Raw genomic sequence first — 25,252 nt, forward strand, 5'->3', positions numbered from 1 at the left:
ATCGGGATGTTTGCGCAAACATTCCGGGCGTCGGGTGAAGGAGCCGACGCGGACGCCGGAACCGGTGGAACGGCCCACATGCGAAGACGCGGTGCCGCATCGATGGCGACGGCGGAACGACAAGGCAAGGAGAATCAATGAAATCACTGGGAAGGTCGCTCGCGGCGCTGGTAGCCGCGGCGACGCTCACGACGGGCGGCGCGTTCGCGGCCGTCGGCACGGCGAACGCCGCCGACGTCGGCGCCACGGCCGTCACCGTGACGCCGAACCCGTGGTACGCCAACGAATTCGACGGCTGGGGGACCTCGCTCGCATGGTTCGCGAACGCGACCGGCAGCCTCGGCGAGGAATCGTCCATCACCACCAACCTCGGCGACGAGGCGTCCAAGCAGAAGGCCGTCGCATACGGCAAGCAGCTGCGCGAGCAGTTCTACCAGTCCATCTTCGGCTCGGACGGCCTCGACCTCAACATGGCCCGCTACAACGTGGGCGGCGGCAACGCCTCCGACGTGGCGTACGGCTACCCGTTCATGCGCCAGGGCGCCGCCGTGCCCGGCACGTGGAAGGACGACGCCGACGGCTCCAAGAACGTCTACGGCGGCGTCACCACCAAGCAGACCGACAAGGACAAGCTCGCCGCCGCGTTCGACCCGACCGACGACAGCCAGTACGACTTCAGCAAGTCCGCCGCCCAGGACTGGTGGATCAAGCGCGGCGCCGAAGGCACGAACGGCAAGGCCGACATCACCGACATCGAGGCGTTCGCCAACTCCGCCCCGTGGTTCCTCACCAACAGCGGCTACGCGACCGGCGGATACAACTCCGGCTCGAACAACCTCAAGGACCCGGAGAAGTTCGCCCAGTACATGGCCAAGAACGTCGAGCATCTGGAAAGCCTCGGCGCGAACGTGAACGTCGACACCGTCGAGCCGTTCAACGAGTCCGAGACCAGCTACTGGGGCACCCCGTCCCAGAAGGCCTCCGACTACGACGGCAAGGGCGACCCCAACGAGAACCTCATCAACAACTACTGGAGCAAGTACTACTCCGACAAGGACAAGACCGTCACGCCGTACTCCAACGCGCTGAAGAAGCCGCAGGAGGGCATGCACGTCAACAACGCCGAGCAGCAGGCCACCATCAAGGCCCTGTCCGAAGCGCTCAAGGGCAACGCGGACACGATCATCTCCGCCACCGACGCCACCAACTCCGCCGACTTCGTCAAGTCCTACAACGACTACCCGCAGGAGGTCCGCGACCTCGTCGGCCAGTACAACGTGCACGCCTACTCCACCGGCAGCCAGATGCTCGCCCGCGACATCGCGCAGGCCGATGGCAAGAAGCTCTCGATGAGCGAGGTGGACGGCTCCTGGCAGTCCGGCTCGTACAACCCGTACGGCTTCGACAACGCGCTCGGCATGATGAGCTACATCAGCTCCAACGTGCCCCGCCTGCAGTCCAAGGACTTCACGTTCTGGCAGGTCGTCGAGGACCTCTACAACATGCAGATGGGCTCGAACGTCAACCCGGCCGGCGAGAACACCAACTGGGGCACCGTGCTCATCGACTTCGACTGCACCGTGGCCGGCAAGGACGGCAAGCTGTACTCGGAGCGCCGCGTCAACAACAACGGCGGCACGACCGACGGCCTCGCCCCGTGCACCGTCATCGCGAACGCGAAGTACAACGGCGTCAAGGCCATCACCCGCTTCATCCACGCCGGCGACAAGGTCATCGCCAACAACGACACCGACAACACGATGACCGCCACCTCCGCCGACGGCGCGACCCAGACGATCGTGCACCGCAACTCCGGCACCAACGCCCAGACGTTCGTCATCGACCTGTCCAAGTACGGCCAGATCGCCGACGACGCGTCCGGCGACCTCTACCTGACGACCGAGACCGCCCAATCCGACAAGGACAAGGGCGTCGACTCCGCCACCCCCGAGGTGTTCGCCAAGACCAGCAACGTCAAGCAGGACGCCGGCTCCGTCGTGATCGACAAGGCCGCCAAGACCGCCACCGTGACGGTCCCCGCCCGCTCGATCGCCTCCATCCAGCTGAAGGGCGTCACCGGCCACTCCGACTCCGCCGTCGCCGCCGCGACCGGCCGCACGTACCAGCTCGTCGGCAAGCAGTCCGGCAAGGCCGTCGCCGAGGTCGCCAAGGACGACTCCGCGCTCTCCCTCGCCGACGTGGCCTCCACCGCCGCCGACGCGAAGAAGCAGACCTGGACGTTCACCCAGATCGACCAGTCCGGCACCGAGCGCCCCGACCTCAAGGCGTACGTGATCACCGACGCCGACGGCAAGGTGCTCGTCTCCAAGGACGGCACCAACGCCCTGTCCGACGAATCCGTCGAACAGGCGAAGACCGACCCGGCCGCCAAGTGGATCCTCAACACCGGCGACGGGTCCGGCTACCAGCTGCTCAACGCCGCCGCCAAGCAGAACCTCGACGTGAACGGCGCGGGCACCGCCGCCGGCACGAAGGTCGGCCTGTGGACCTCCTCCACCGCGAACACGCCCGCGAACAACCAGACGTGGACGCTGCGCGACGTCACCCCGACCGGCGCCAAGGCCGTGAACGTGCAGACCGCCGTGAACGCGGCCGCCGCGCTGCCGAAGACCGTCACCCTCTACTACACGTGGGGCGAGGGCAAGGCCGACGTCACCGCCGCCGGCTGGGACGTCTCCAAGGTGGACGTCACCAAGGAAGGCACCTATGAGGCGACCGCCGTCGCCAAGGACGTCTACGGCAACGAGTTCCCGGTCACCGCGACCGTGACCGTCGGCGCGTTCACCGCGACCGACCCGGCGTCCGTCACCGTCGCCGCCGGCTCCACCGCCGACGACGTCAAGGCCGCCGCGCCCGCCACCGTCGACGCACATGTGCGCGCCTCCGGGGCGTTCGCGCGCGACGTGACGTGGGATTGGTCCGCTCTTTCCGATGACAAGCTCGCCTTGACCGGCACCGTGACCGTCAAGGGCACCGTCGACGACGGCAGCGGCACCGGCGCGACCATCCCCGCCACGCTCACCGTGTACGTGACCAAGGGCGAGACCGTCAACGGCGAGAACCTCGCCAAGACGTTCTGCGCCAACGCGCAGGCCTCCTCCACCGAAGGCTCGAACGTCATCGGCAACACCTGCGACGGCGCGACCGACGGCAAGGCGTGGTCGAACTGGAAGAGCGAATCCTCCGCCGACGACAAGGACCCGTGGGTGAGCTACACGTTCGACAAGGCGCGCACGCTCCACTCGCTCGACTTCGTCTCGTTCGGCGAAGCCACGCCGAAGTCGTTCGCCGTGCAGGTCCTCGACGCGGACGGCACGACCTGGAAGGATTCCGGCGTCACCGCCGAAACCGGCCCGCGCATCAACCAGGGCGACGTGACCACCGTCTCGCTCGACAAGCTGCCCGCCACCAAGGGCGTGCGCCTGAAGCTCACCTACGCGGACAACGCGAACTACTACGCGAAGATCTCCGAAGTGCGCATCTACGAGGCGAAGCAGGTCGCGGCCCCCGCCGCCGACGCGACGCTCGGCGACCTGCGTCTCGACGGCGCGACCATCAGCGGCTTCGACCCGGCCACGACCGACTACACGGTCGCGCTGCCGATCGACGCCGAAGCCAACCCGGTCCTGCAGGCCTACGCCAAGGACAACGCGGCCACCGTCAAGGTGACCGGCGACGCGGTCAAGACCGGCGCGCTCGGCGGCAAGGCCGAGATCGCCGTGACCTCCGCCGACGGCTCGAAGACGACCACCTACACGGTCACGTTCGACGCGGCCACGCTCGTCTCGCTCGACGTGACCGCCCCGACGAAGACCGAGTACACGGTCGGCGACAAGCTCGACCTCGCCGGACTCAAGGTCGCCGCCGTCTACCAGCGCGACGGCAAGACGGAGCGCAAGGCGCTCGCCGACGGCGAGTACACCGTCTCCGGCTTCGACTCCGCCAGCGCCGGCGAGAAGACCGTCACCGTCTCCTACCGCGGCGTGTCCGCCACGTTCACGGTGACCGTGAAGGCCGCGTCCGTCACGCCCGGCCCGGAGCAGCAGCCCGCGCCCGGCAACGGCGCGGCCGGCGGCAACGGCCAGGCGACGGCCAAGCCGAACAAGGGACTGTCCGCGACCGGCTCCTCGGTGGCCGGCGTGGTCGGCGTCGTCGCGCTGCTCGTCGCGGCGGCCGGCGTGCTGGTCATCACGCGCAGGCGCCGGCAGTAGCCGGTAGCCCGGCCGCCGGTCCGCCGGCGGCATGATGATCGAGGCCGCCGCTCCGATTGCGTTCGGGGCGGCGGCCTTCACCAAAGAAGGAAACAGAAGGAAATTCAAGGAGGAATACATGCAACGAGGAACACGGTTCATCGGTGCGATAGCGGCGGCGACGCTGCTGTGCACGTCGATGACGATTCCCGCCAACGCCGAGGAGGGCACGGACGCATCCACGCCGTCCACCGGCGACCTGTCGAGTCTGATTGGCAACGATGCGAAGAAGTCCGCGGAATCCGCGCAATCCACGACGGACGCCGACGGCGCGCAGGACGGCACGCAACAGGCGAAGAAGGCGCTCGACGCGTCGGCCGACACCGCCGACAAACTGGCGACGGACGGAAGCGCCAAGAGCGACGCGACCGACGCGACGGACGGCGGCGACGCGGCCGCGCCCACGGCGCAGGCCGACGCGCCGACGACGGACAAGACCGCGCTGAAGACGCTGCTCGGCAAGACCACCGAAAAGGATCTGAAGCCGCTCGCCTCCGGCTACCGTTCGGACGACTCCGGAACCGCCCCCTACGACACGTGGAAGGCGAACCCGGACGACCTCAAGGCGCTGAACGAGGCGCGCGACGCCGCGCAGAAGGTCGTCGACGACGCGAACGCCACCGCCGACGACGTGACCAAGGCCGTCGACACGCTGCAGACGGCGTTCAAGGCCGTCCGCTTCATCTACCACTACACGGGCATCACCGGCACCAACGGCGCCCGCATGTTCGACGATAAGGGCGACCTGATCCAGGCGCACGGCGCCGGCATCGTCAAGGCGAAGACCTCGACGCTCGCCAAGGAGGACCAGAAGCTCGACGCCAACGGCGACGGCTACGTGTACATCTGGTGCGGCGAGGACAAGACCGACCGTCTCGTCGCCCACGGCGTGCGCATCTACTACTCCGACGACCTGCTCAACTGGACGGACAAGGGGCTCGGCTTCCAGACCTACCTCGGCGACGCCGACCTCAAGAACAAGCTCGCCGGCGGCGACAAGGTGTACCAGAAGTACTACAACGTCGAGAACATCGCCAAGGACCCGGACTACACGAACATCTACGGCAAGGACTTCAGCACCTTCGCGAACGACGCCTCCAACTACAACATCTCCAGCCCGCAGGAGGCCCTCGACAAGCTGCTGTGGGATCTGAAGGCGCTCTACGGCGACGGCTCCAACCCGACGAAGACCAGCTGCGTGTTCGAACGCCCGAAGATGGCGTACAACGCCTCCACCAAGCGCTGGGTGATCTGGTTCCACGCCGACGGCCCCAAGTACGGCAACGAGGACACCGCCACCTACTCGAAGGCCAAGGCGGGCGTCGCCGTGAGCACCACGTCGAACCCGGCCGGCCCGTACAAGTACCTCGGCTCGTTCCGCATGAGCCCCGGCAACAACACGTCGAACCCCGGCATGGCCCGCGACATGAACCTGTACATCGACCAGGGCAAGGACGAGAACAACGACGGCGTCGACGACGCGTACCTGATCTACGCGAGCAACGAGAACCGCGACCTGACGATCTCCCTGCTCGACTCCACGTACACCAAGCTCGCCAAGCCCGTCGCCGAGCAGAAGCAGGGCACCTCCGTCAAGGACGGCGACACGTATGCGATCATCGCCACCAACTCGAAGGAGTCGCCGGCACCCGTCAAGTGGAAGGGCCACTACTACTTCATCTACTCGCACACCACCGGCTGGGCGCCGAACGAGAACGAGTACACGAAGAGCGAGGGCGACAACATCATGGGCCCGTACCATGAGATCGGCACCCCGTTCGTGGACGGCGACGGCTACGAGCAGAGCCACACCAACTCGTTCTACACGCAGTCCAGCTCCATCATCCCCGTGGACGAGAAGAAGGGCCTGTTCATCTACTGGGGCGACCGCTGGTTCAACCCGGACACCGGCAACGACATCAGCCAGTCGCGCTACGTGATGACGCCGATGCAGATGGTCAACGGCACGATGCGCGTCCTGCCGTACGCCGACTGGACGCTCGACCAGTTGAACAAGTACGAGGCCGTCGACGTGGTCACCAAGCTGCCCGCCACCGCCACCTCGGTCAGCGGACTGCTCAAGTCGCTGCCCACCAAGCTGGAGATCCAGCGCGGCGGCGAGAACGGCACCATCACCACGCCCGTCACGTGGGACACGTACTTCGGCGAGGACCAGCCTTCCGGCGATGTCACCATCACCGGCAAACTGCCCGAGCTCAACGACGTCGAAGTGTCGTTCACCGCGACGATCTACCCGAAGAACACGTACCTGTACATCGACGCCGGATCGAACCCGGACAACGAGTCCGACTACTTCAAGGCGTTGAAGGCCGCGTCCGAGGGCATCGCCTCCCGTCAGAAGCACAGCGACCAGGCCTACACGGCCGCCTCCGGCTGGGGTCGCGTGAGCACGCTCGGCACCGACGGCGACGCGCAGGTCTACGGCACCGACTCCAACGACGCCTACGAGACCGGCCTCTACGCGAACAAGGGCAAGTCGATTGTCTACCAGGCCGATCTCAAGCCCGGCGTGTACACCGTGCAGGCCGGCATGAAGGACTGGTGGGCGCAGTGGAACGACCGCACCGTCAAGTTCTCCGTCACCGACGGCGACACCGAGCTCGGCTCCGCGTCGGTGAACCTGAAGAACGGCCAGAAGGCCACGGACGCGATCACGTTCACGCTCGACAAGGCCGCGTCGATCCGCTTCACCGCGTCCAACGCGGGCACGGACCTCGATCCGGTGCTCAGCTGGATCAGCGTGTCCAAGGCCGATGCCGACGACATCCAGTCCGTCAAGCCGGTCGACGGCACCGTCGCCTTCCTCGACGGCGCGACGCCGAAGCTGCCCACGAAGGTGACGGTCGTCACCGTGGGCGGCAAGGAGGAGTCGCGTGACGTCACGTGGCTGACCGACTCCGCCGCCAAGGCGAAGTACTACGCGCCGACCACGGTGCGCGGCGCGGTCGACGGCACGACGCTGCCCGCCACCGCCACCGTGCAGCGCGTCGAGAAGAACCTCGAATACTTCGTCGACGTGAACGGCGGCGACTCCTCCGCCACGTACGAGTCGGCGAAGAAGCTCACCGAAGGCGGACTGGCCAATGCGAAGGCCGATCAGGCGTTCGACGAGGCCACGGGCTGGGGCAACGCGTCCGCCAACTACGGCGCGCAGAGCGCCGGCGACGCCGACCCGTACGCCTCCGGCATCTACGCGGGCGCGAACGGCACGGCGGACACGCTGAGCTACAAGCTCACGCTCGCCCCCGGCGCGCACACCGTGTCCTTCGGCATGCACGACTGGTGGAACCAGACGCGCCCGACGACCGTCACCTACACCTATGACGGTCTCGACGGCGCGCAGGAGCTCGCTTCCGCGTCCGTCAACAGCGGGAACGTCATCGCCTCCGGCGAGGTGACGATTCCCGAGGGCGAGGCCAAGGTCGTCACGTTCACGCTGTCGTCCGCGACCGGCACCGGCCCGGTGCTCAGCTGGGTCTCCGCCGCCAAGGTCGTCAAGAACGACGGCGGTTCCGGCGACAACGGCGGGAACGGCGGCGACAACAACGGTTCCGGTGATAACAACGGTGGTTCCGACAACAACGGCGGTAACGCCGGTGACAACGGCAATGGTTCCGGCAATGCCGGTGGCAACGGTTCCGCCGACGGGAACAAGCCCGGCACCGGCAAGCCCTCCGCGAAGCCGAACGGCGGCAACGCAGGCAGGCTGACCGCGACCGGCGCCTCCGTGGCCGCCGTGGCGGGCATCGCCGCGCTGCTGGCGCTCGCCGCCGCCGCGATGACCGTCATCAAGCGCCGCGACTGATAGCGCATCATCGCAAATAAACGGAAGGCCGTCGCCCGATACGATTCGGGCGACGGCCTTCCGTTTATTTCTGGCCCCCTCTGATGAGGGGGCTGTCAGCGAAGCTGACTGGGGGAGAGAACCCCAAGACCAAAGGTGACCTCATCCAGTCCGATGGACTTCATGTGATGGACCTTCAGGGACGTGACCTTGAGCGAGCCGGATTCCGCGGAGAGACGGATCGCGCGCGGGCCCTCGGAGGCGTAGGAGTAGGAGCTGAGCACCTGGTGGCCGCCGTTGACGTACACCTCGACGGAGCCGCGGTCCACGAACACGCGCAGGTCCAGCGTGCCGGCGGCGAGCTCGGCCTCGGTGAGCGGGGCGGCGCGGTAGCCGCGGTCACCGTGCTTCATGGCCTGACGGTCCACGACCACGCGGCCGATCTGGTCGTCGTAGGCGACGTACGTGTAGCCGCCGTCCTCGGTGGCGTGGACCTTGAGGCCGGCGCGCTCGGCGGTGGAGTGCGCGAGGTCGATGGTCATCTCGATCTCGACCGCTTCGGCGTCGTCGCAGATCGTCTTCTCGCCGTCGATGTCGAGCGTGATCTCGCCGTGGTCGAAGGTGTCGGCGCGCAGGCCCTCCATCTCCTTGACCGGGGCGGTGACGACGTCGCCGTCATCGCCGAGCGTGATCTCGCGCGGCAGGGTGAGGTGGCCGCACCAGCCGTCCTCCTGCATCGGGACCGGGTCGACGAACGGGCTCAGCCAGCCGTAGACGATCTGGCGGCCGTCGCCGTCGTGCTCCGGGCCGTCCACGTGGAACGACTGCGGCGCGTAGTAGTTGTGGCCGCAATCCCACAGGCGGAACTCGGTCTCCGGCTTGAACTCGCCGCCCGGCTCCCAGGTGCCGATCATGTAGCCGGCGTTGTTGACGTTGCGGTTCATGAAGCCCTTCGGCTTCGAGCCCATGGCGGAGAAGCCGATGACCCACTTCTCGTTGCCGTCCTTGTCCTTGATGGGGAAGAAGTCGGGGCATTCGAGCATGAACACGTCCGGGTCCGGGTGCTGGAAGAGCACACGCTCGTAGGTCCAGCGCACCATGTCGTCGGAGGAGAACAGCCACATCTGGCCGCGCTTCTCCTTGGAGGAGACACCGAAGGTCATGTACCACGTGTCGCCGGTCTTCCACACCTTCGGATCGCGGTAGTGGTGGTCGACTTGGTCGGTCGGGCAGTCGATGATCATGCCCTGCTTGGTGGCGGAGGTGAGCTCGTCGTTGTCCGGGGTGGCGAGCATCTGGACCTGCCAGTCGCCGCCGGTGTTGTCGTGGCCGTTGGCCCAGCGGTGGCCGGTGTAGTAGAAGCGCAGTGCGCCGTCGTCGCCGATGACGGCGGAACCGGAGAACACGCCGTCCTTCTCCTGCTCGAGCGAGGGGGCGAACATGATCGGCTCTCGCTTCCAGGTGAGCATGTCGGCGGAGGAGACGTGGCCCCAGTGCATCGGGCCCCACTGGGTTCCGTACGGGTGCAGCTGGTAGAAGACGTGCCAGCGGCCCTTGTAGTAGCACAGTCCGTTCGGGTCGTTGATCCAGCCGCCGTTGGAGGCGATGTGGAACTTCGGGTACCAGCGGTCGTTGCGCTTGGCGGCGAGGGCGGCGACGCCGGCCTCGGCCTTGGCGAGCTCCTCGGCGTGGTCGCGGATGGGGGTGAGGACCGGGTTGGCGGGGGTGAAATCGGTCATGGCACTTCCTTGTGTGATGTGTGGGTGGGTTGGGTGGATTGGGTGGGTTTGATGGGGGCCGGTTGGGGTGGGGCGGTTTCAAGTGTAAGGTGCGGCGGTCGCAACGGGGAAAAAGGGGAAAGCCGTTGCGACCGCCACAGGTGTTGGTTGGAGGGTTGGTCGGGGGAGAGGCGTCGGATCAGGCCTTGGCGGCTTCCATCTGACGCAGCTGCTTGTCGGTGTAGAACGGGTCGCCGCCGACGTCCTGGTCGTCCTTCTTGATGACGAAGATGCCGTAGATCAGGGCCGCGAGCACGATCGCCGAGATGGTGAAGAAGGTCGGACGGTCGCCCATCTGGTCATGCAGCATGCCGAGCGGCGTGGAGAAGATGACCTGGCCGACCTGCGAGGCGATCTGGAAGCCGACCATGTACAGCGTGGCGGACAGCTTCGTGTCGAAGTGCAGGGTGAAGTAGCGGAACGCCGGCAGGCAGAACAGCGGGACCTCGATGGAGTGGAACAGCTTGACGATGGAGACGGAGATCGGATCGTGGAACACGCCGCACAGGCCGATGCGCAGGAACATGACGGTGGCTCCGAGCAGCAGGGCGTTGCGCACGCCGATCTTCTTCATGATGATCGGGACGACGCCCATCATCGCGGACTCGAGGAAGACCTGGAAGCCGTTGAGCGTGCCGTAGGTGGCGTTGCCGATCTCCATGGTCGGGAACAGGGAGGCGTAGTAGGTCGGGAACATCTGCTGGTCGAACACGGTGTAGAAGGTGTTGGTGAGCAGCATGAAGACGATGAGCACCCACAGGGTCGGCATCTTGAGGACAGAGACCATCTCCTTGAAGGAGGGGTTGGTCGGGGCCGCGTTCGGATCGGCCTCCTTCTTGAGCTCGTCCTTCTGCTCGGCCGGGATCCAGAAGGCGTAGACGAGCAGCATGCCGAGGCCGAAGGCGGAGCCGACCCAGAAGTTGATCAGCGGGTTGATGTTGAACAGGAAGCCGGCGCACAGGGCGACGATGGCGTAGCCGAAGGAGCCCCAAGCGCGGGACTGGCCGTACTCGAAGCCGAAGTGGCGGGAGTAGCGCTCGGTGATGGCCTCGAACAGGGAGCAGCCGGACATGAAGCCCGCGGAGAGCACGACGGAGCCGATGAGGGCGCCGATGAAGCGGGTGGTGCCGCCGGCGTTGAGCATCGGGGCGTAGACGAATTGGACGAACGGTCCGACGAGCATGGCGATGAAGGACACGAAGATGACGAGCTTGCGCTTGATGCCGAGCTGGTCCTGGATGACGCCGTAGACGAACATGATGATCAGCGTGGCCAGCGAGTTGATCGAGTAGATCTGGCCCTGCTCGGCAGCGGTCATGCCGACGCCGTCGATGAGGTACCTGGAGAAGAAGGACCACCAGATGCCCCAGGAGCAGAAGAACATGAAGATGCCGAAGGAGCTCTGCAGGTAGGAGGGGTTCCTCCACGGAGACTTCTTTGCCGTGTTTGCCATTTGTTGTATTCCCTTGTCTCTCGCGTCCGCTGCGACGCGGGCGCTTCCTTCCATATGGCTTTGTGGTTGTGGGCCGGGGCCTTCGTGGTCTCGGCGGGGTTCCTCCCGCGGCTGCCGCGCCGCGGTGGGGAATCGTGTTCGTTGTGGTATTCACTATAAACCGTCAAACGATTTACGTCAAACGTTAAACGGAACCCCGGCGTGTCTCACTATTTCCAACGCGTCAAACGTTTGATACAACACCTTGCCAAACCGGTTCGAATTGCCATGCGGCCCCCTCTGACGGGACATCGCCGTAAGGCAAACACCGGAGGTGTTTGTAGGCGATGTGTGAGCCGACAGGCGAGCTGATGCAAGGTCAGCCGTAGGCTGTCCGTGATTGCGGTCGGGCCGTCAGCCGCAGGCTGACTGGGGGAGAGAAGAAGAGCGGCCGCAGGTCGCGGGGAAATCGAATCGGCCTACGGCCGATGCCGTTTTTCGCGGCTGACGCCGCATGTCTCTCCCTCCGTCCGCCTTCGGCGGCCACCTCCCTCGTCAGAGGGAGGCAAGAAAACGGACATGCGCCATAAGCGCATGACGATTTCCTTGCGCCCCCTTCAGGGGGAGCTGTCGGCCTACGGCCGACTGAGGGGGCTGAGAGAAGGTCTCACCCCTTCCTTACCGACTCCTTCTCGATCAGCGTGCAGTGGATCTTCGCCGGGATCTCCGCGTCGAGCGGCGGCATCGGTGCCGTCGTCTCCGGCCATTCGAGATCGTCGAGAGCGCGCTGCTCGATCATCGAGATCACCTTCGCGGCCGCCCAGTATCCCATTTCAAAATGCGGCAGCGCGACCGTCGTGAGCTGCGGCGAGAACGTCTCCGCGAACACGCGGTGGTTGTCGACGCCGACGACCGACACGTCGCGTCCGACGGTGAGACCGCGTCGGGCCGCGCACTCGTACACGTACCAGGCGCGCGCGTCGTTGAAGCAGAAGAACCCGTCCGGCCGCTCCCAGTCGAACAGGTCGGAGACGGCCTCCAACGCGGGGCCGTTGTTGAGCACGCTGATGATGAGACGGTCGTCGATCTTGCGCCCCGCCTCCTCCAACGCGGCGCGGTAGCCGGCGAGACGCCCCTCCTGCGCGATCATCGGCTCGGAGCATCCGACGTAGGCGATGCGTTCGCATCCCGCGTCGATGAGCCGTTTGGTCGCGTCGTAGCCGATCCGGTATTCGTCCGGTTCGACGCTGGGAATCATGCCGGCCGTATCAGTCGCGTCGACGAGCACGACCGGACTGTGCTTGAGGCGGTCCGGCAGGCCGGTCACGCGGTTCGACATCTTCGCGTAGAGGAAGCCGTCCGCACCGTAGCGTTGGAGGGCGTCGATCTCCTCGCCCTCGTCCATGCCGCCGTCCGTGCTGACGGTGATGAGCAGATAGCCGAGCTGGCTGGCCGCCGACTGCGCGCCGAGGATCATGCCGCCGGCGTACGGGGTGGTGGCGACCTCCTCGCTGATGAAGCCGATCGTGCGCGTGCGGTTCGTGCGCAGGGAGCTCGCCATCGGATTGACCTGATAGCCGAGCTCGTCGGCGACCTCGCGCACGTGCGCCGCGATCGCCGGTTTGACGCGCCCTGCGTCGCGGTGGTTCATCACCAACGACACCGTCGAGATGGATACCCCCGTACGCTTCGCGATCTCCTTCATCGTCACCATACGTCAAACGATACACCCATTGGCGCGGGGCGGGGGCTATTCGTCGGCTTTGTTGGCTTCGTCGGTCTTGCCGTCATCCTCCTCATCAATCCACCGTGCGCCCTCGGGCAAACCGTTCTCGCCGAGTGGTATTGAATCCGGGAATTGATAATTGACATTATGGTTAAATCGGCTCATTTTAAACGAGGGGGTGTTTATTGGGCTAAATGACCGGAAGGTTGCCTCCGCCATAAAGGTTGTTCGGAAGAACGATGTTTCCGTTGTGAAGTCGGGGAACCACGTGTTGCCGATAAAAATCGAACCGTTGAAGAATGCATATTGGGAAAAAGTAGAAAATGCGAAATCTGCGTTTCTAGCGAAAACTGCATCCTCAAACCATGCATCTTGATTGCAGTTTATGTCGAAACAAGCACTTCGGGCGAAGTTTGCGCCAACGAACCAAACGTTATTTCTGAAGGTAGCTCCAATAATCTGTACGTTGGCATTGAAGATGGACCCTATGAAACTTGTATTTGCATCGAAAGTAACACCATCGAGATTTATTTCTTCTGTAAAGGTTGATCCGTGGAAGTCGAAGTCGCAGTCGCACCAGAGCTGGTCGTCGGGGAGTTGTTGCTTGACGATGACTGTGCCATCTTCATTGCGACGTTCCTTGAGGAGATGGGTGCGTATGACGGAGAAGATCGTGGATTCGACGGGACGGTCATCGAAGGTCGGCTTCGGAATATCCGGTGCAGTCGCCGTTTCGTCGTTGTCGGAGGCGGTATCGGTTTCTTTGGATTCCACTACAGAATCTGTGTTACTGTCGGCGGTGGTTGGTGTGCCGCGGTCGGTGGAACGGAGGTAACCGCAAAGAATGTCGACGACGCGCTGGCGGTAATCGCCGCGCTCGCGGTCAGCGATTTCAGTCAGCGCATACACTCCGGCGATGCGCACCGACGATTTCTCATTGCCCAACTGTTCGATGGCGGCTTGCATGCGGGCGTGAATTTCATCACGATCCTTGCGCTGTTCCTCGCGTTCTTTGCGTCGTTCTTCGTTTCTGTCGCGTTGGCCATCTTGATACTTCATGACAAGAAAGGCAACACCGCCGATACCACCTACCGTTGTCAGTGCAATCTTAAGCACATCATACGGATTTTGCGTATTGACGTTATTATTTCCAGAGTTGTTGGTTGATGGTATATGTGCGAAGAGGAATTGGCCGTTCCATAACCATAACAATAATGTCAATAACATTACCGCCAGACTTACCCAAACCGCGATGCTTGTGAACAAAGACCAAGTTTGAAACCAGTTATATATGCGCCTGTGTTGTGTCTGTGCTCTCGTTTTGTGCTGCCACCATGTATATTTCAGTGTTCCAAATCCGACGCCGGAGAGTAGGGCTACAGATATTGCTAGAGGTGGTTGATATTGCTTTAGGGATGATAATATGGTGGATGAAATCACCTTAGTGTTAGGGCCGTAATGGGTTTCGTAAAGGATGAATAGTACACCAAGTGCCGCTAGCAACGATACGATTCCGACAAAGATTCCGGTAATCATGCTGATGATATGCCGTTTGCCTCTGACCATTGCCTTCGTATCCTTCGATGTTGCTGCCATGCCGTCATCCTTCCGGCCGTGTGCCGACTTCGTCATGCCATTCATTGTGCTGGCCGCTTTCTGGCCATTGGTTCCATGATAGGCGCACGCGGATGGATACGGCTGGCTGGCCCGCGCTCGCCGCGGCGTCGGTCAGTAGTGGTCACGCACGGAGAGGATGCAGAGCTTGTCGTCTTCGACGGCGTAGACGATGCGGTTCGCCGAGTCGATGCGGCGCGACCATGCGCCGGCCAATCCCCATTTCAACGGCTCCGGTTTGCCGATGCCTTCGAACGGCGAACGCAGGGTGTCGCGAATCAGCGTGTTGATGCGTTTGAGCGTGCGTTTGTCCTGCGTCTGCCAATACAGATAGTCGTTCCACGCGTCTTCGGTCCAGCACAGCAGCATGGTCATTCGCCGGCTTCCGCGTCTGTGGTGTCAGGGGCGTCGGCGTCGTGTTTGTCATCCGGGTCGACGAGCTCGTGCGCCGTCGTCTGCCCTTGCCTCACCTGTTCCAACCCGCGCATGATTTTGTCGTGCAGATAGGGGTTCTGGTAGACGCGCAGCGTCTCCATCAGCGAATCGTAGTCGGCGGCGCTCATGACGACCACGTTGTCTTCCGGATTGGTGTTGGTGACGAGCAACATGTCGGCGTCCTCGTTGACCTTGCGCATGTACGACTTGAGATTATTACGGAATGTGCTGTATGTGACTGCCTGCACCATGTCTGCCTCCATAAGGTCTTGTACAAGATATTGTACAAGACCTTATGGAAGGGAAACGTGCCTATTGAGCTTTTGCTCTGGGTGGTGTGCGGTTCGGAGACGAACGTGTATGGTTTCGGGTCGAACGTGTATGGCTTGGATGCGAACGTGTAGTCGGTGGAGACGAATGTGTGCGGTGGGGGCCTGAAGAACCGGCGGATTCCGTTGCCCGCCGAATCGAAGTGCCCCGGAATTCCGGGCTTTTCATCCCTGATATATTCCGCCGTGAGCCTTGTCTTCGGCACCCCACCATGCAGGTTCACGTTGAAAACCTACAGGCTCTTTTCCGAATCATGCGCGTTCGGCCGGGAACCATGCATGTCCGCCTCCAAACCATGCAGGTATATCATCAGACCGTGCATGTTCGCCTCGCCGTGGGTGAAGATGCCGTTGATGTGCCGCCGCCTCCGCGCCGCGGCCGACAAACACGACGTTACGATGGGCGCTATGAGAAGCTTTCTGATCGAATGGCTGGTGCTGACGATCGCGGCGGCGGTGATGGTGCTGCTGCTGCCCGGCATGACGACGGTGGGGGAGCCGCCGATCCTCGGCGTGGCCGCGTTCTCCCTGTTCCTGGCGCTGATCAATGCGTCCGTCAAGCCAGTGGTGCAGGCGATCGCCCTGCCGTTCACGATCCTCTCGTTCGGCATCCTGTACTTGGTCATCAACTGGCTGTTCATGCGCCTCGCCTCGTGGCTCGCACTGGGCCTGTTCGGCGTCGGCGTCTATGTACACGGCTTCTGGTGGGCGACGATCGGCTCGATCATCATGGCCGTCGTCTCCGGCCTGGTCGGCTCCGTCATCGGGGAATGACGCGAAGCGGGCGCGTGTTCGACCGCGTCCCGCCTGCGCATGTTTTATGCTTTATCGTTGTATCACAGTGGATCCGCCGATGCCGCGACGACGCGTCGGACGGATGCGGGCGAAACGGCGAACGGAGGGCCATGGCATACGTGACGATACGCGACGTGGCGGCGAAGGCGGGCGTCTCCGCGGCCGCCGTCTCGCAGATCCTGCGCGGCAAGGGCCGGTTCTCCGCCGAGACCCGTGATCTGGTGAAACGCACCGTGGATGAGCTCGGCTATGTGCCCGACCGCCGCGCCAGCGCGATGCGCTCCTCCTCGTCGAAGACGGTCGGACTGCTCGTGCCCGACCTGCGCAACCCCTATTTCGCCGATTTGGTCTCGTCCATGGAGGACGAGCTGTACCGGCGTGGCTACACCACGCTCATCGGCACGTCCGCCGAACGGGTCGACCGGCAGGACGCCTTCATCGACACGCTGCTCGGGCAGCGCATCGACGGCGCGCTGGTCGTGCCGCAGGGCGCCTGCTCGCCGGGGATCCGTTCCCTCGTCGCGCGCGGGTTGCCCGTGGTGTTCGTCGACCGCCGCGTCGAAGGGGTCGGCGAGGTGCCGTTCGTGGTCTCCGACCCCTACCCGGGCATGCGCGAGGCGTTGCGCGAGCTCGTGGGGCTGGGGCACCGGCGCATCGGCTATGTGGCGCATTCGTCGCTTGGGTCCGCGGGCGTCGACGAGCGCGGGAAGGCGTTCCGTCTGGTCGCCGGCGAACTGCCGGGCATCGGGGCGTGCGTGGTCGTCGACTGCGACGCCACCTACGAGTCGAGCGTCGCGGCGCTCGCCCGGCTGCGCGAGGCGGGGGTGACGGCGATCGTGTGCGGCTATTCGCCCGACGCGATCGTCCTCATCGGGATGTGCCGCGCCGAAGGCATGGAGATTGGGCGGGACATGTCGGTGGTGTCGTTCGACGACATCGCCACCTTCCGCCTGATGACGCCGCCCGTGTCCGTCATCTCCCAACAGGCCGAGGAGATGGGGCGCCGCGGCGTGCGGATCCTGCTGTCGGCGATCGGCGACGCCGGTGCCGCCGGAACCGGCGCGGACGCCGCGGACGGCACGGACGTCGGAGAATCCGATGCGACGGCCGGGACGGCCGGCATCACGTCCGTCGACGGCGTCGCGCATTACGTGCCCACGACGTTCATCCCGCGCGGGTCCGTCGGGCCGGCCATGTGACGATATGTCTGTTGACGACGGGCGGCGTGTCGTCACGTTGACAATGGTGATTTAACGTTTTATCTTTGAATCATCACCGATGATAAAACGTTAAATCACGGTTCCCGCGGACCGGACGAGACGACAAGTCATCGACCGTCAGTGATGACACCGAACAGCAATCAGCGCCATCGATGAAGAACACGGCGACAGCCGCGGAAGGCAGGAAACCATGAAGAAGCTCATCCTCGATCTCGACACCGGCGTGGACGACGCGCTCGCCATCTCCTACGCGCTCGGCAGCCCGGAGGTCGAACTCATCGGCATCACCGGCACCTACGGCAACGTGCTGCTCGATCAGGGCGTGCGCAACGCGCTCGCCGTCACCGACCTGCTCGGCCACCCGGAGGTCAGGGTCTACAAGGGCCTGCCGCACTCCAGCACCACCGACTCCTTCACCGTCGGCGAGATCTCCGCGTTCATCCACGGTGCCAACGGCATCGGCGACGTCGACATCCCCGACTCCGGCCGCGCGCCCGAAGCCGAACCGGCCGTCGACTTCATCATCGACGCCGTCAAGACCTACGGCAAGGACCTCGTCTACGTGCCCACCGGCCCGATGACCAACATCGCCGCCGCGCTCGCCAAGGCCCCCGAGATCAAGGACGAGATCGGCCGCATCGTGCTCATGGGCGGCGCCCTGACCGTGCCCGGCAACTGCAACGCCTGCATGGAGGCGAACATCTCGCAGGACCCGGAGGCCGCGAACGCGCTGTTCCACTCCGACGCCCCCGTCACCATGATCGGCCTCGACGTGACCCTGCGCACCCTGCTCACCTACAAGGAGACGCAGCGGTGGCGCGACCTGAACACCAAGGCCGGCGACTTCCTCGCCGACATGACCGACTTCTACATCAAGGCCTACGAGACCACCTCGCCGCACCTGGGCGGCTGCGGCCTGCACGATCCGCTCGCCGTCGCCGTGGCCGTCGACCCGACGCTCGTCGACACGCTCGACATCAACATGAAGGTCGACCTCGAAGGCCCCACCCGCGGACGCACCATCGGCGACGAGAAGCGCCTGAACGAGCCCGCCCTCACCACGAAGGTGGCCGTCGGCGTCGACGTGCCGCGCTTCCTCGACGAATTCATGACCCGCATCACCGCGCTGGCGAAGCACGCCGGCTGAGACGCCGGTTCCCGCGGCGGGGGCGACGGGAGGGTGCCATACCCGACGCCCTCCCGTCCCCGCCGCGTCACGACCCGAACGAAACACACCGAACCAACGACACAAGGAACCAACATGTCACGCAACGAAGCGACCGTCCCCGCCGACCCGTGGGCGGACCCCAAGACCAGCAACGACATGGCCGTCAAGGCCCTCATCCCGCTGCTCATCACCTTCATCCTCGGCACCCTGTGCCTGCAGGGCTTCAATCTGGTGTTCACCCAGGTGGGCCAGGACGTGGGCGCGCCCGCACAGGCCTCGCTCATCACCGCCATCCCGGGCATCGTGCTCGGCATCGTGTGCTTCATCTACGGCTCACTCGGCGACTTCGTCTCCCTGAAGAAGCTCGTCGTCGTCGGCCTGATCACCCTGTTCGTCGGCTCCGTCTTCGGCTTCGTGGCGAACTTCCTCTTCACCGCGAACCTGTGGACCGTGATCGTCGCCCGCGTGCTGCAGACGGCGGGCGAGCAGGTCGCCGGCTCGGTGTTCCTCGTCGTGGCCAGCAAATACCTCAAGCCGTCGCTCAAGGTGATCTTCTTCGGCCTGTTCACCGCCGGCTACCAGATCTCCGCCTCCATCGGCGTGTTCGCCGCCGGCATGCTCAGCGCCATCGCCTGGCAGTACCTGTTCCTCATCCCGTCGGTCACCATCCTGTTCCTGCCGCTGCTGCTCAGGAACCTGCCGGACAAGCAGGGCAACGGCGAGAAGGTCGACTGGCTCGGCTTCACGCTCGTCGGCTTCGCCGTGGCGTTCCTCACCCTGTACTTCTCCTACAACGCGATCTGGATGCTCGTCGTCGCCGCCGTGCTGTTCGTCGCCTTCGCCGTGTACATCAACAAGGCCGAGCACCCGTTCGTCACCCCCGCGTTCTTCCGCAACACGCGCTGGATCGGCGCCATCGCGCTCATCCTCGTGTTCTACTTCGTCAACTACTTCGCCTCCCCGGTGTTCAACGCCATCGGCGCGAACGTGTACGGCATGAGCACCTCGCAGGTCTCCATGCACATCGTGTTCGCGTTCCTCGTGGCCGCCGCCTTCGGCATCTGCTCCGGCGCCATCGTCGGCAGAATCGGCGTGCAGCCGTCCCTCGCCATCGCCGGCACGCTCATGGCCGTCGGCTTCATCGGCGCGGGCCTCGCCGTCAACGACGGCTTCGTGGTCCTCACCCTGTTCGCCTGCGTGTTCTACGCCGGCTGCGGCCTCATGTACTCGCCGGTCGTCTCCACCGTGCTCGGCACACTGCCCCAGGACGAGTCCGGCCGAGGCGTGGGCATGAACGACCTGGTCATGAACGTCACCGGCTCCATCGGCATCGCCGTCTTCGGCGGCCTGCTCGGCGGCCAGGCGTTCTCCGGTTCGAGCGTCATCGGGGCCACCGGCGCGGCCGCCAGCTACTCCAACCTGCTCATCATCGCCGGCTGCGTGCCGCTGGTCGGTGTGATCTACTACCTCATCGTCCGCAAGCACATCTACGCGAAGTGACGTGCGCCCCGTCCCCGGGCCGGTCGCGGCCGGCCCGGGGACATGGGCGGTCCCGGACCCCGATGAACCAGGGCGCCCCTCCCGACGATTCCGAATGAAAGGCAATCCCGTGTCGCAGCACAACATCACCACCATGCTCGAGAACATCCACGGCACCGTGTCCGTCATCGGCTCGATGAACGCCGACTACACGGTCGCCACCAAGCGCCTGCCCGGCCCGGGGGAGACCGTCACCGGCGGCCCGCTCACCGTGCTGCCCGGCGGCAAGTCCGGCAACCAGGCAGCCTCCGCCGCGCGCATCGGCGCCGACGTGCGCATGTTCGGCGCGGTCGGCTCCGACGCCAACGCCGATTTCCTGCTCGGCGAGCTCGGCAAGGCCGGCGTGGACACCACGCACGTGCGCCGCGTGCCCGGCCCCAGCGGCACGACGGTCATCGCCGTCGACGAAGGCGGCGAGAACATGATCGTCTACTCGCCCGGCTCCAACGCGCAGGTCAACGCCGGGTACGTCGAGTCCGTGCGTGTGGCGCTGACCGGCGCCGACGTGCTCGGCCTGTGCCTGGAAAGCCCGATGGAGGCCGTCATCGAGGCGGCCCGACTGGCGCACGAGGCCGGCAGGACCGTGCTGCTCAACAACTCGCCGTTCCGGCCCGAGCTGCCCGCCGAGCTCGTGGGGCTCACCGACATCCTGCTCGTCAACGAGCACGAGATGGCGCAGATGCTCGGCCTCGCCGAGCCCGCCGACGGCGACTGGTCCGGCTTCGACTGGGCCGCCGCCGCGGAACGCATGCGCGGATTCGGCTTCGACCGGGCCATCGTCACGCTCGGCGGCGACGGGTCCGTGGTGCTCGACGCCGCGGCGGAGGGCGGGTTCTCCCGCATCGCGCCGACGCGCGTCGAGGCGGTCGACACCACCGGCTGCGGCGACGCCTTCATGGGCACCGTGCTCGCCGGCCTCGCCTCCGGCTATACGCTTGCGGACAGCGCGGCGCTCGCCTCCGTGGTCTCCGCCTACGCCGCCACCGGGCGCGGCGCGCAGGCGTCCTACGGCGACGCGTCGACGATCCGCGACTGGTACGCCGGGCGGTGACACATCGGGTGGTGGCGCTCGCCGTCCGGCGTACCACCACCCGAGCGTCGGTGAGCCTACTCCCCGGCGCTGATGGCGCGCAGCACATTGACCATCTCGATGGCACCGAGCGCGCAGTCGAAGCCCTTGTTGCCGGCCTTCGTGCCGGCGCGTTCGATGGCCTGCTCGATGTTCTCGGTGGTGATCACGCCGAACAGCACGGGCACGTCCGAGTTCAGCGACACCTGCGTGATGCCCTTCGCGGTCTCGTTGCACACGAGGTCGTAGTGGGAGGTGCTGCCGCGGATGATCGCGCCGAGGCAGATCACCGCGTCGTAGCGTCCGGTGGACACCATGCGCTTGGCCGCGATCGGGATCTCGAACGATCCGGGCACCCACGCCACATCCACGTCCTCGTCGGCCACGCCGTGGCGGCGCAGGCCGTCCTGCGCGCCGGACAGCAGCTTCGAGGTGATGAACTCGTTGAACCTCGCCGCCACGATGCCGATGCGGATCGGCTTGGCGGCGGAATCGTCACCGGCGGCGGAAGCAGCGCCGGCTACCAGTTGTCCTTCGAATACGGTCATTTCAGTTCTCCTTTGTCATGGTGGACAGGTTTGTCGTGGTCGCCATGTTCGTCATAGTGGACAGGTTCGTCATGTCCGACAGGGCTCCCAGCAGGTGCCCCATCCGGTGTTCCTTGGTGGACAGGTAGTTCGCGTCGTACGCGTTCGCGGGGATGACGATCGGCACGCGCGAGGCGATGACGATCCCCGCCTGCTCCAGCTGGCCGATCTTGTCCGGGTTGTTGGTCATCAGGTCGACCGACGCGACGCCGAGGTCGCGCAGCATGGCCGCCGCGGTCTCGTATTCGCGCGCGTCGGCGGGGAATCCGAGTTCCAGGTTCGCGTCGAGCGTGTCGAATCCGCGCTCCTGCAGTTCGTAGGCGCGCAGCTTGTTGAGTAGTCCGATGCCCCGTCCCTCCTGGCTCAGGTACAGGATGACGCCACGTCCCGCCTCGGCGACGCGCCGCATCGCCTCGTGCAGCTGCGGTCCGCAGTCGCAGCGTTGCGAGCCGAACACGTCGCCGGTCAGGCACTGCGAGTGGATGCGGCACAGGACGGGCTCGCCGGAGACGATGTCGTCGCCCATCACCAGCGCCACGTGCTCGCCGCCGTCGTCCGACTCGTAGCCGACCATCGTGAACCGCCCGTATTCGGTGGGCAGGTTCACCCGCGCCACGCGGCGCACCGTGTGCGGGAACGCGTGCGTGCGGCGGTAGTCCTGCAGCTGCGCGATGGTGATGTAGGCCAGGTCGTGCTCGGTGGCGAACCGTTGCAGGTCGTCGCGACGCATCATCGTGCCGTCGGCCTTCATCATCTCGCAGCACAGTCCGCACGGCTCGAGTCCGGCCAGTCGCGCCAGGTCGACGGTCGCCTCCGTGTGCCCGTTGCGTTCCAATACGCCGCCGGGGCGTGCGACGAGCGGGAACATGTGGCCGGGTCGGCGGAAGTCCTGCGGCCGCGTGTCCGGGTCGACGCACGCCAGCGCGGTGAGCGAGCGGTCGCGCGCGCTGATGCCGGTGGAGGTGGTCACGTGGTCGATTGACACGGTGAACGCCGTGTGGTGGTTGTCCGTGTTCGCCGTGCACATCGGCGGCAGGTCGAGCCGCGTCGCCAGCTCCGGGCTCATCGGCGTGCAGATCAGGCCCCTGCCGTGCGTGGCCATGAACGCGATGTTGCTCGGCGTCGCGTGGCGGGCCGCGCAGATGAGGTCACCTTCGTTCTCGCGGCTTTCGTCGTCCGCCACGACGACGATGCGCCCGGCCGCGATGTCCCGGATGGCGCGCGCCACCGGGTCGTTCGGGTTCGTGTGTTGCGTGCGTTCCGTCATGTCCGTCATATCTGTCATGTCCGTTCTCGATGATGTCTTGTCGTTGTCAGAATCCGTGCGCGGCGAGGAAGTCCGCCGTGATTGCGCCCGTTCCGGCGTCTCCGGCCGTCCCGGCCGTCACGCCGTCCGTGCCGCCGTCCGCCGGCATCTCCAGCAGTCGCGCCGTGTATTTCGCGATTGGGTCGGTTTCGAGGTTGACCACGTCGCCGATGCGCCGTTCGTCCAGCACCGTGTGCGCGGCGGTGTGCGGGATGATCGACACGCCGAACGTGTCGCGTCCGGCGTGCGTCACCGTCAGGCTGATCCCCTCGACGGCGATCGATCCCTTCTCGGCGATGAACCGCATGAGCGCATACGGCGCGCGGATCGTATAGACGACGGCGATGCCGTCGCGCGTGATCGACGTGACCACGCCGGTGCCGTCGATGTGCCCGGAGACGATGTGCCCGGAGAACCGTCCGTCGGCGGGCATCGCGCGTTCCACGTCCACATGGTCGCCGCGGCGGAGCGAGCCGAGGGAGGAGCGTCGCAGCGTCTCGTGCATCACGTCGGCGGTGAACGTCGTGCCGCGCACGGACGTGACGGTCAGGCACACGCCGTTGACGGCGATGCTTTCGCCGATCGCCGTGCGATCGGTCACCACCGTCGGCGAGTCAACGGACAGTCGCGCGAAGTCGGCGCCGTTCTCCAATCCGACGACCGTGCCGAGGTCCTCAACGATTCCGGTGAACATAGTCGACGCCTCCTTCGATGACGATGTCGTCGCCCACCGCGGCGACGGTGCGGTGCGTGAGGAGGAAGGCGTCATCCGGCGCGCCGACGCCCGCGCCGCCCACCGGGCCGGGCGCGGCGCGGCCGCCGAACAGTTTCGGCGCGACGTAGGCACTCACCTTGGTCACGACCTGGTCGCGCAGCGCGGACCAGGCGAGTTCGCCGCCGCCTTCGATCATCACGCTGTCGACGCCGCGCCCGCCGAGCGTCTCGACGGTGGCGGCGACGGAGGCGTGCCCGTCGGCGTCGGCCGGCACGTGGAGGATCTCGCAGCCCGCGTCGCGGTAGGCCTGTGCGTGGGCCTCGTCGGTCGAACAGGTGGCGATGATCGTGGGCGTCTCGCGCGCGGTGGCGACGACCGCCGCGTCGCGAGGCGTGCGCAAATCGGTGTCGCATATCACGCGGATCGGGTCGTGACCGCCGTCGATGCGGCAGGTGAGTTGCGGGTCGTCGGCGATGACCGTGCCCACGCCCACCATGATCGCGGCGAACCGGCCGCGGTCCTCGTGCACGCGGCGGCGCGCGGCCTCGCCGGTGATCCAGCGCGACAGGCCCGATGCGGTGGCGATGCGGCCGTCGAGCGTCATCGCGTATTTGAGCATGACGAACGGCGTGCGCGTGGTGATGTAGTGCAGGAAGATTTCGTTGAGCGCGTCGCATTCCTCGCGCAGCACACCCTGCGTGACCTCGATACCCGCGTCCGTGAGCCGGCGCACGCCTTTGCCGGCGACCAGCGGGTTCGGGTCGGGGGAGCCGACCACCACGCGGGCGATTCCAGCGTCGATGAGCGCCTGCGTGCACGGCGGCTGCTTGCCCGTGTGGCAGCAGGGTTCCAGCGTGACGTAGATCGTGGCACCGCGCACGTCGACGCCGTCGCGTTTCGCCGCTTCGAGCGCGGCGCGTTCGGCGTGCCATCCGCCGAAATGGTCGTGATGTCCGGTGGCGATGATCGCGCCGTCGCGCGCAATGACCGCTCCCACCATCGGATTCGGGTTGACCTTGCCCGCTCCGAGTCGTGCGTGGCACAATGCCACGGACATGAGGTCCCTATCGTCCATGAAATCCCCTTTCCTCGCGATAGGGCATGTCCAGGGTGCTTCATGATGGCGGTGGGGCCGTGTGCCGGTTTTGATTCCGGCTGCCCGGGCATCGGGCGAGAACGTCATGCTTCGCGGCCCCGAAACGCGAACACCCCGGATTCCGTTCGAAATCCAGGGTGCTCGAGATGGGCCGCATGATGCGCATCGCCCGATGCGCGCACGCGACGGTATGCGGTCGCGCGCGCGGGCCGATGGTCCACGCCGCCGCAGCTTCTTTCATCCAGACTATGACTGTCGGTACCGGAATCTCACCGGTTCGGCATCACGACTGCTGATCGCAATCAATCGATGCTCGCGGACTGAACCGCCGATCGGGAATTTCACCCTGCCCTGAAGATGCGTATTG

Annotated in this window: 17 protein-coding genes and 1 riboswitch; of the genes, 7 read left to right on the top strand and 10 right to left on the bottom strand. The window is 65.5% G+C overall.

Features of this window, described 5'->3' with window-relative positions; translation table 11 throughout:
- Positions 1-137: 137 nt before the first annotated feature.
- Positions 138-4,232: a bacterial Ig-like domain-containing protein gene (locus tag AC1AYN_RS01390; protein WP_476531610.1), complete on the top strand. Its 4,095-nt coding sequence runs from the start codon at positions 138-140 to the stop codon at positions 4,230-4,232.
- 118 nt (positions 4,233-4,350) lie between these two features.
- The gene (locus tag AC1AYN_RS01395) at positions 4,351-8,097 is read left to right on the top strand and encodes a glycoside hydrolase family protein (RefSeq protein WP_476531612.1); all 3,747 of its coding nucleotides are present in this window, start codon (positions 4,351-4,353) and stop codon (positions 8,095-8,097) included.
- A gap of 95 nt (positions 8,098-8,192) precedes the next feature.
- Here AC1AYN_RS01395 and AC1AYN_RS01400 read toward each other — a convergent pair whose 3' ends face one another.
- The 6 genes from AC1AYN_RS01400 to AC1AYN_RS01425 form a co-directional block, all read right to left on the bottom strand.
- On the bottom strand, positions 8,193-9,815 hold the full coding sequence (locus AC1AYN_RS01400) for a glycoside hydrolase family 32 protein (RefSeq protein ID WP_476531614.1): 1,623 nt from the start codon (positions 9,813-9,815) through the stop codon (positions 8,193-8,195).
- A gap of 178 nt (positions 9,816-9,993) precedes the next feature.
- The gene (locus AC1AYN_RS01405; protein ID WP_476502605.1) at positions 9,994-11,307 is read right to left on the bottom strand and encodes an oligosaccharide MFS transporter; all 1,314 of its coding nucleotides are present in this window, start codon (positions 11,305-11,307) and stop codon (positions 9,994-9,996) included.
- A gap of 646 nt (positions 11,308-11,953) precedes the next feature.
- The gene (locus tag AC1AYN_RS01410) at positions 11,954-13,000 is read right to left on the bottom strand and encodes a LacI family DNA-binding transcriptional regulator (RefSeq protein WP_476531616.1); all 1,047 of its coding nucleotides are present in this window, start codon (positions 12,998-13,000) and stop codon (positions 11,954-11,956) included.
- 36 nt (positions 13,001-13,036) lie between these two features.
- The gene (locus AC1AYN_RS01415; RefSeq protein ID WP_476531618.1) at positions 13,037-14,608 is read right to left on the bottom strand and encodes a pentapeptide repeat-containing protein; all 1,572 of its coding nucleotides are present in this window, start codon (positions 14,606-14,608) and stop codon (positions 13,037-13,039) included.
- A gap of 132 nt (positions 14,609-14,740) precedes the next feature.
- Positions 14,741-14,995, bottom strand: a complete 255-nt coding sequence (locus AC1AYN_RS01420) for a Txe/YoeB family addiction module toxin (protein ID WP_476532305.1) — start codon at positions 14,993-14,995, stop codon at positions 14,741-14,743.
- Between the two features lie 2 nt (positions 14,996-14,997).
- Positions 14,998-15,312 (bottom strand): type II toxin-antitoxin system Phd/YefM family antitoxin, encoded by a 315-nt coding sequence (locus AC1AYN_RS01425; RefSeq protein ID WP_476531619.1) that lies wholly within the window; start codon positions 15,310-15,312, stop codon positions 14,998-15,000.
- Between the two features lie 486 nt (positions 15,313-15,798).
- On the opposite strand from AC1AYN_RS01425, the gene AC1AYN_RS01430 reads away from it, so the two are divergent.
- The 5 genes from AC1AYN_RS01430 to AC1AYN_RS01450 all read left to right on the top strand — a co-directional run bounded on the left by AC1AYN_RS01430 (position 15,799) and on the right by AC1AYN_RS01450 (position 21,163).
- Entirely contained in the window at positions 15,799-16,164 is a 366-nt protein-coding gene (locus tag AC1AYN_RS01430; RefSeq protein ID WP_476531621.1) for a phage holin family protein, read from the top strand.
- Between the two features lie 131 nt (positions 16,165-16,295).
- Complete coding sequence (locus tag AC1AYN_RS01435; RefSeq protein ID WP_476531623.1) at positions 16,296-17,384, top strand: substrate-binding domain-containing protein; 1,089 nt, start codon at positions 16,296-16,298, stop codon at positions 17,382-17,384.
- 211 nt (positions 17,385-17,595) lie between these two features.
- On the top strand, positions 17,596-18,552 hold the full coding sequence (locus tag AC1AYN_RS01440) for a nucleoside hydrolase (protein ID WP_476531625.1): 957 nt from the start codon (positions 17,596-17,598) through the stop codon (positions 18,550-18,552).
- Between the two features lie 114 nt (positions 18,553-18,666).
- On the top strand, positions 18,667-20,073 hold the full coding sequence (locus AC1AYN_RS01445; RefSeq protein WP_476531627.1) for an MFS transporter: 1,407 nt from the start codon (positions 18,667-18,669) through the stop codon (positions 20,071-20,073).
- A gap of 94 nt (positions 20,074-20,167) precedes the next feature.
- Complete coding sequence (locus tag AC1AYN_RS01450; protein WP_476531629.1) at positions 20,168-21,163, top strand: ribokinase; 996 nt, start codon at positions 20,168-20,170, stop codon at positions 21,161-21,163.
- A gap of 56 nt (positions 21,164-21,219) precedes the next feature.
- On the opposite strand, the gene ribH is transcribed toward AC1AYN_RS01450, so the two are convergent.
- From ribH to ribD, 4 genes are read right to left on the bottom strand one after another with little or no spacing between them, the layout of a single operon-like run.
- Positions 21,220-21,729 (bottom strand): 6,7-dimethyl-8-ribityllumazine synthase, encoded by a 510-nt coding sequence (gene ribH, locus AC1AYN_RS01455; protein WP_476531631.1) that lies wholly within the window; start codon positions 21,727-21,729, stop codon positions 21,220-21,222.
- A gap of 1 nt (position 21,730) precedes the next feature.
- Entirely contained in the window at positions 21,731-23,053 is a 1,323-nt protein-coding gene (locus AC1AYN_RS01460; protein ID WP_476531633.1) for a bifunctional 3,4-dihydroxy-2-butanone-4-phosphate synthase/GTP cyclohydrolase II, read from the bottom strand.
- Positions 23,054-23,081: 28 nt separating this feature from the next.
- Positions 23,082-23,768, bottom strand: coding sequence for a riboflavin synthase (locus AC1AYN_RS01465; protein WP_476531634.1), 687 nt, complete (start codon positions 23,766-23,768; stop codon positions 23,082-23,084).
- Positions 23,749-24,864 (bottom strand): bifunctional diaminohydroxyphosphoribosylaminopyrimidine deaminase/5-amino-6-(5-phosphoribosylamino)uracil reductase RibD, encoded by a 1,116-nt coding sequence (gene ribD, locus AC1AYN_RS01470; protein WP_476531636.1) that lies wholly within the window; start codon positions 24,862-24,864, stop codon positions 23,749-23,751. Before ribD ends, AC1AYN_RS01465 begins: the two co-directional genes overlap by 20 nt.
- Before the next feature lie 246 nt (positions 24,865-25,110).
- Positions 25,111-25,248, bottom strand: a riboswitch (FMN riboswitch).
- Positions 25,249-25,252 lie beyond the last annotated feature (4 nt).

It is taken from the genome of Bifidobacterium sp. LH_413 (assembly GCF_056357015.1).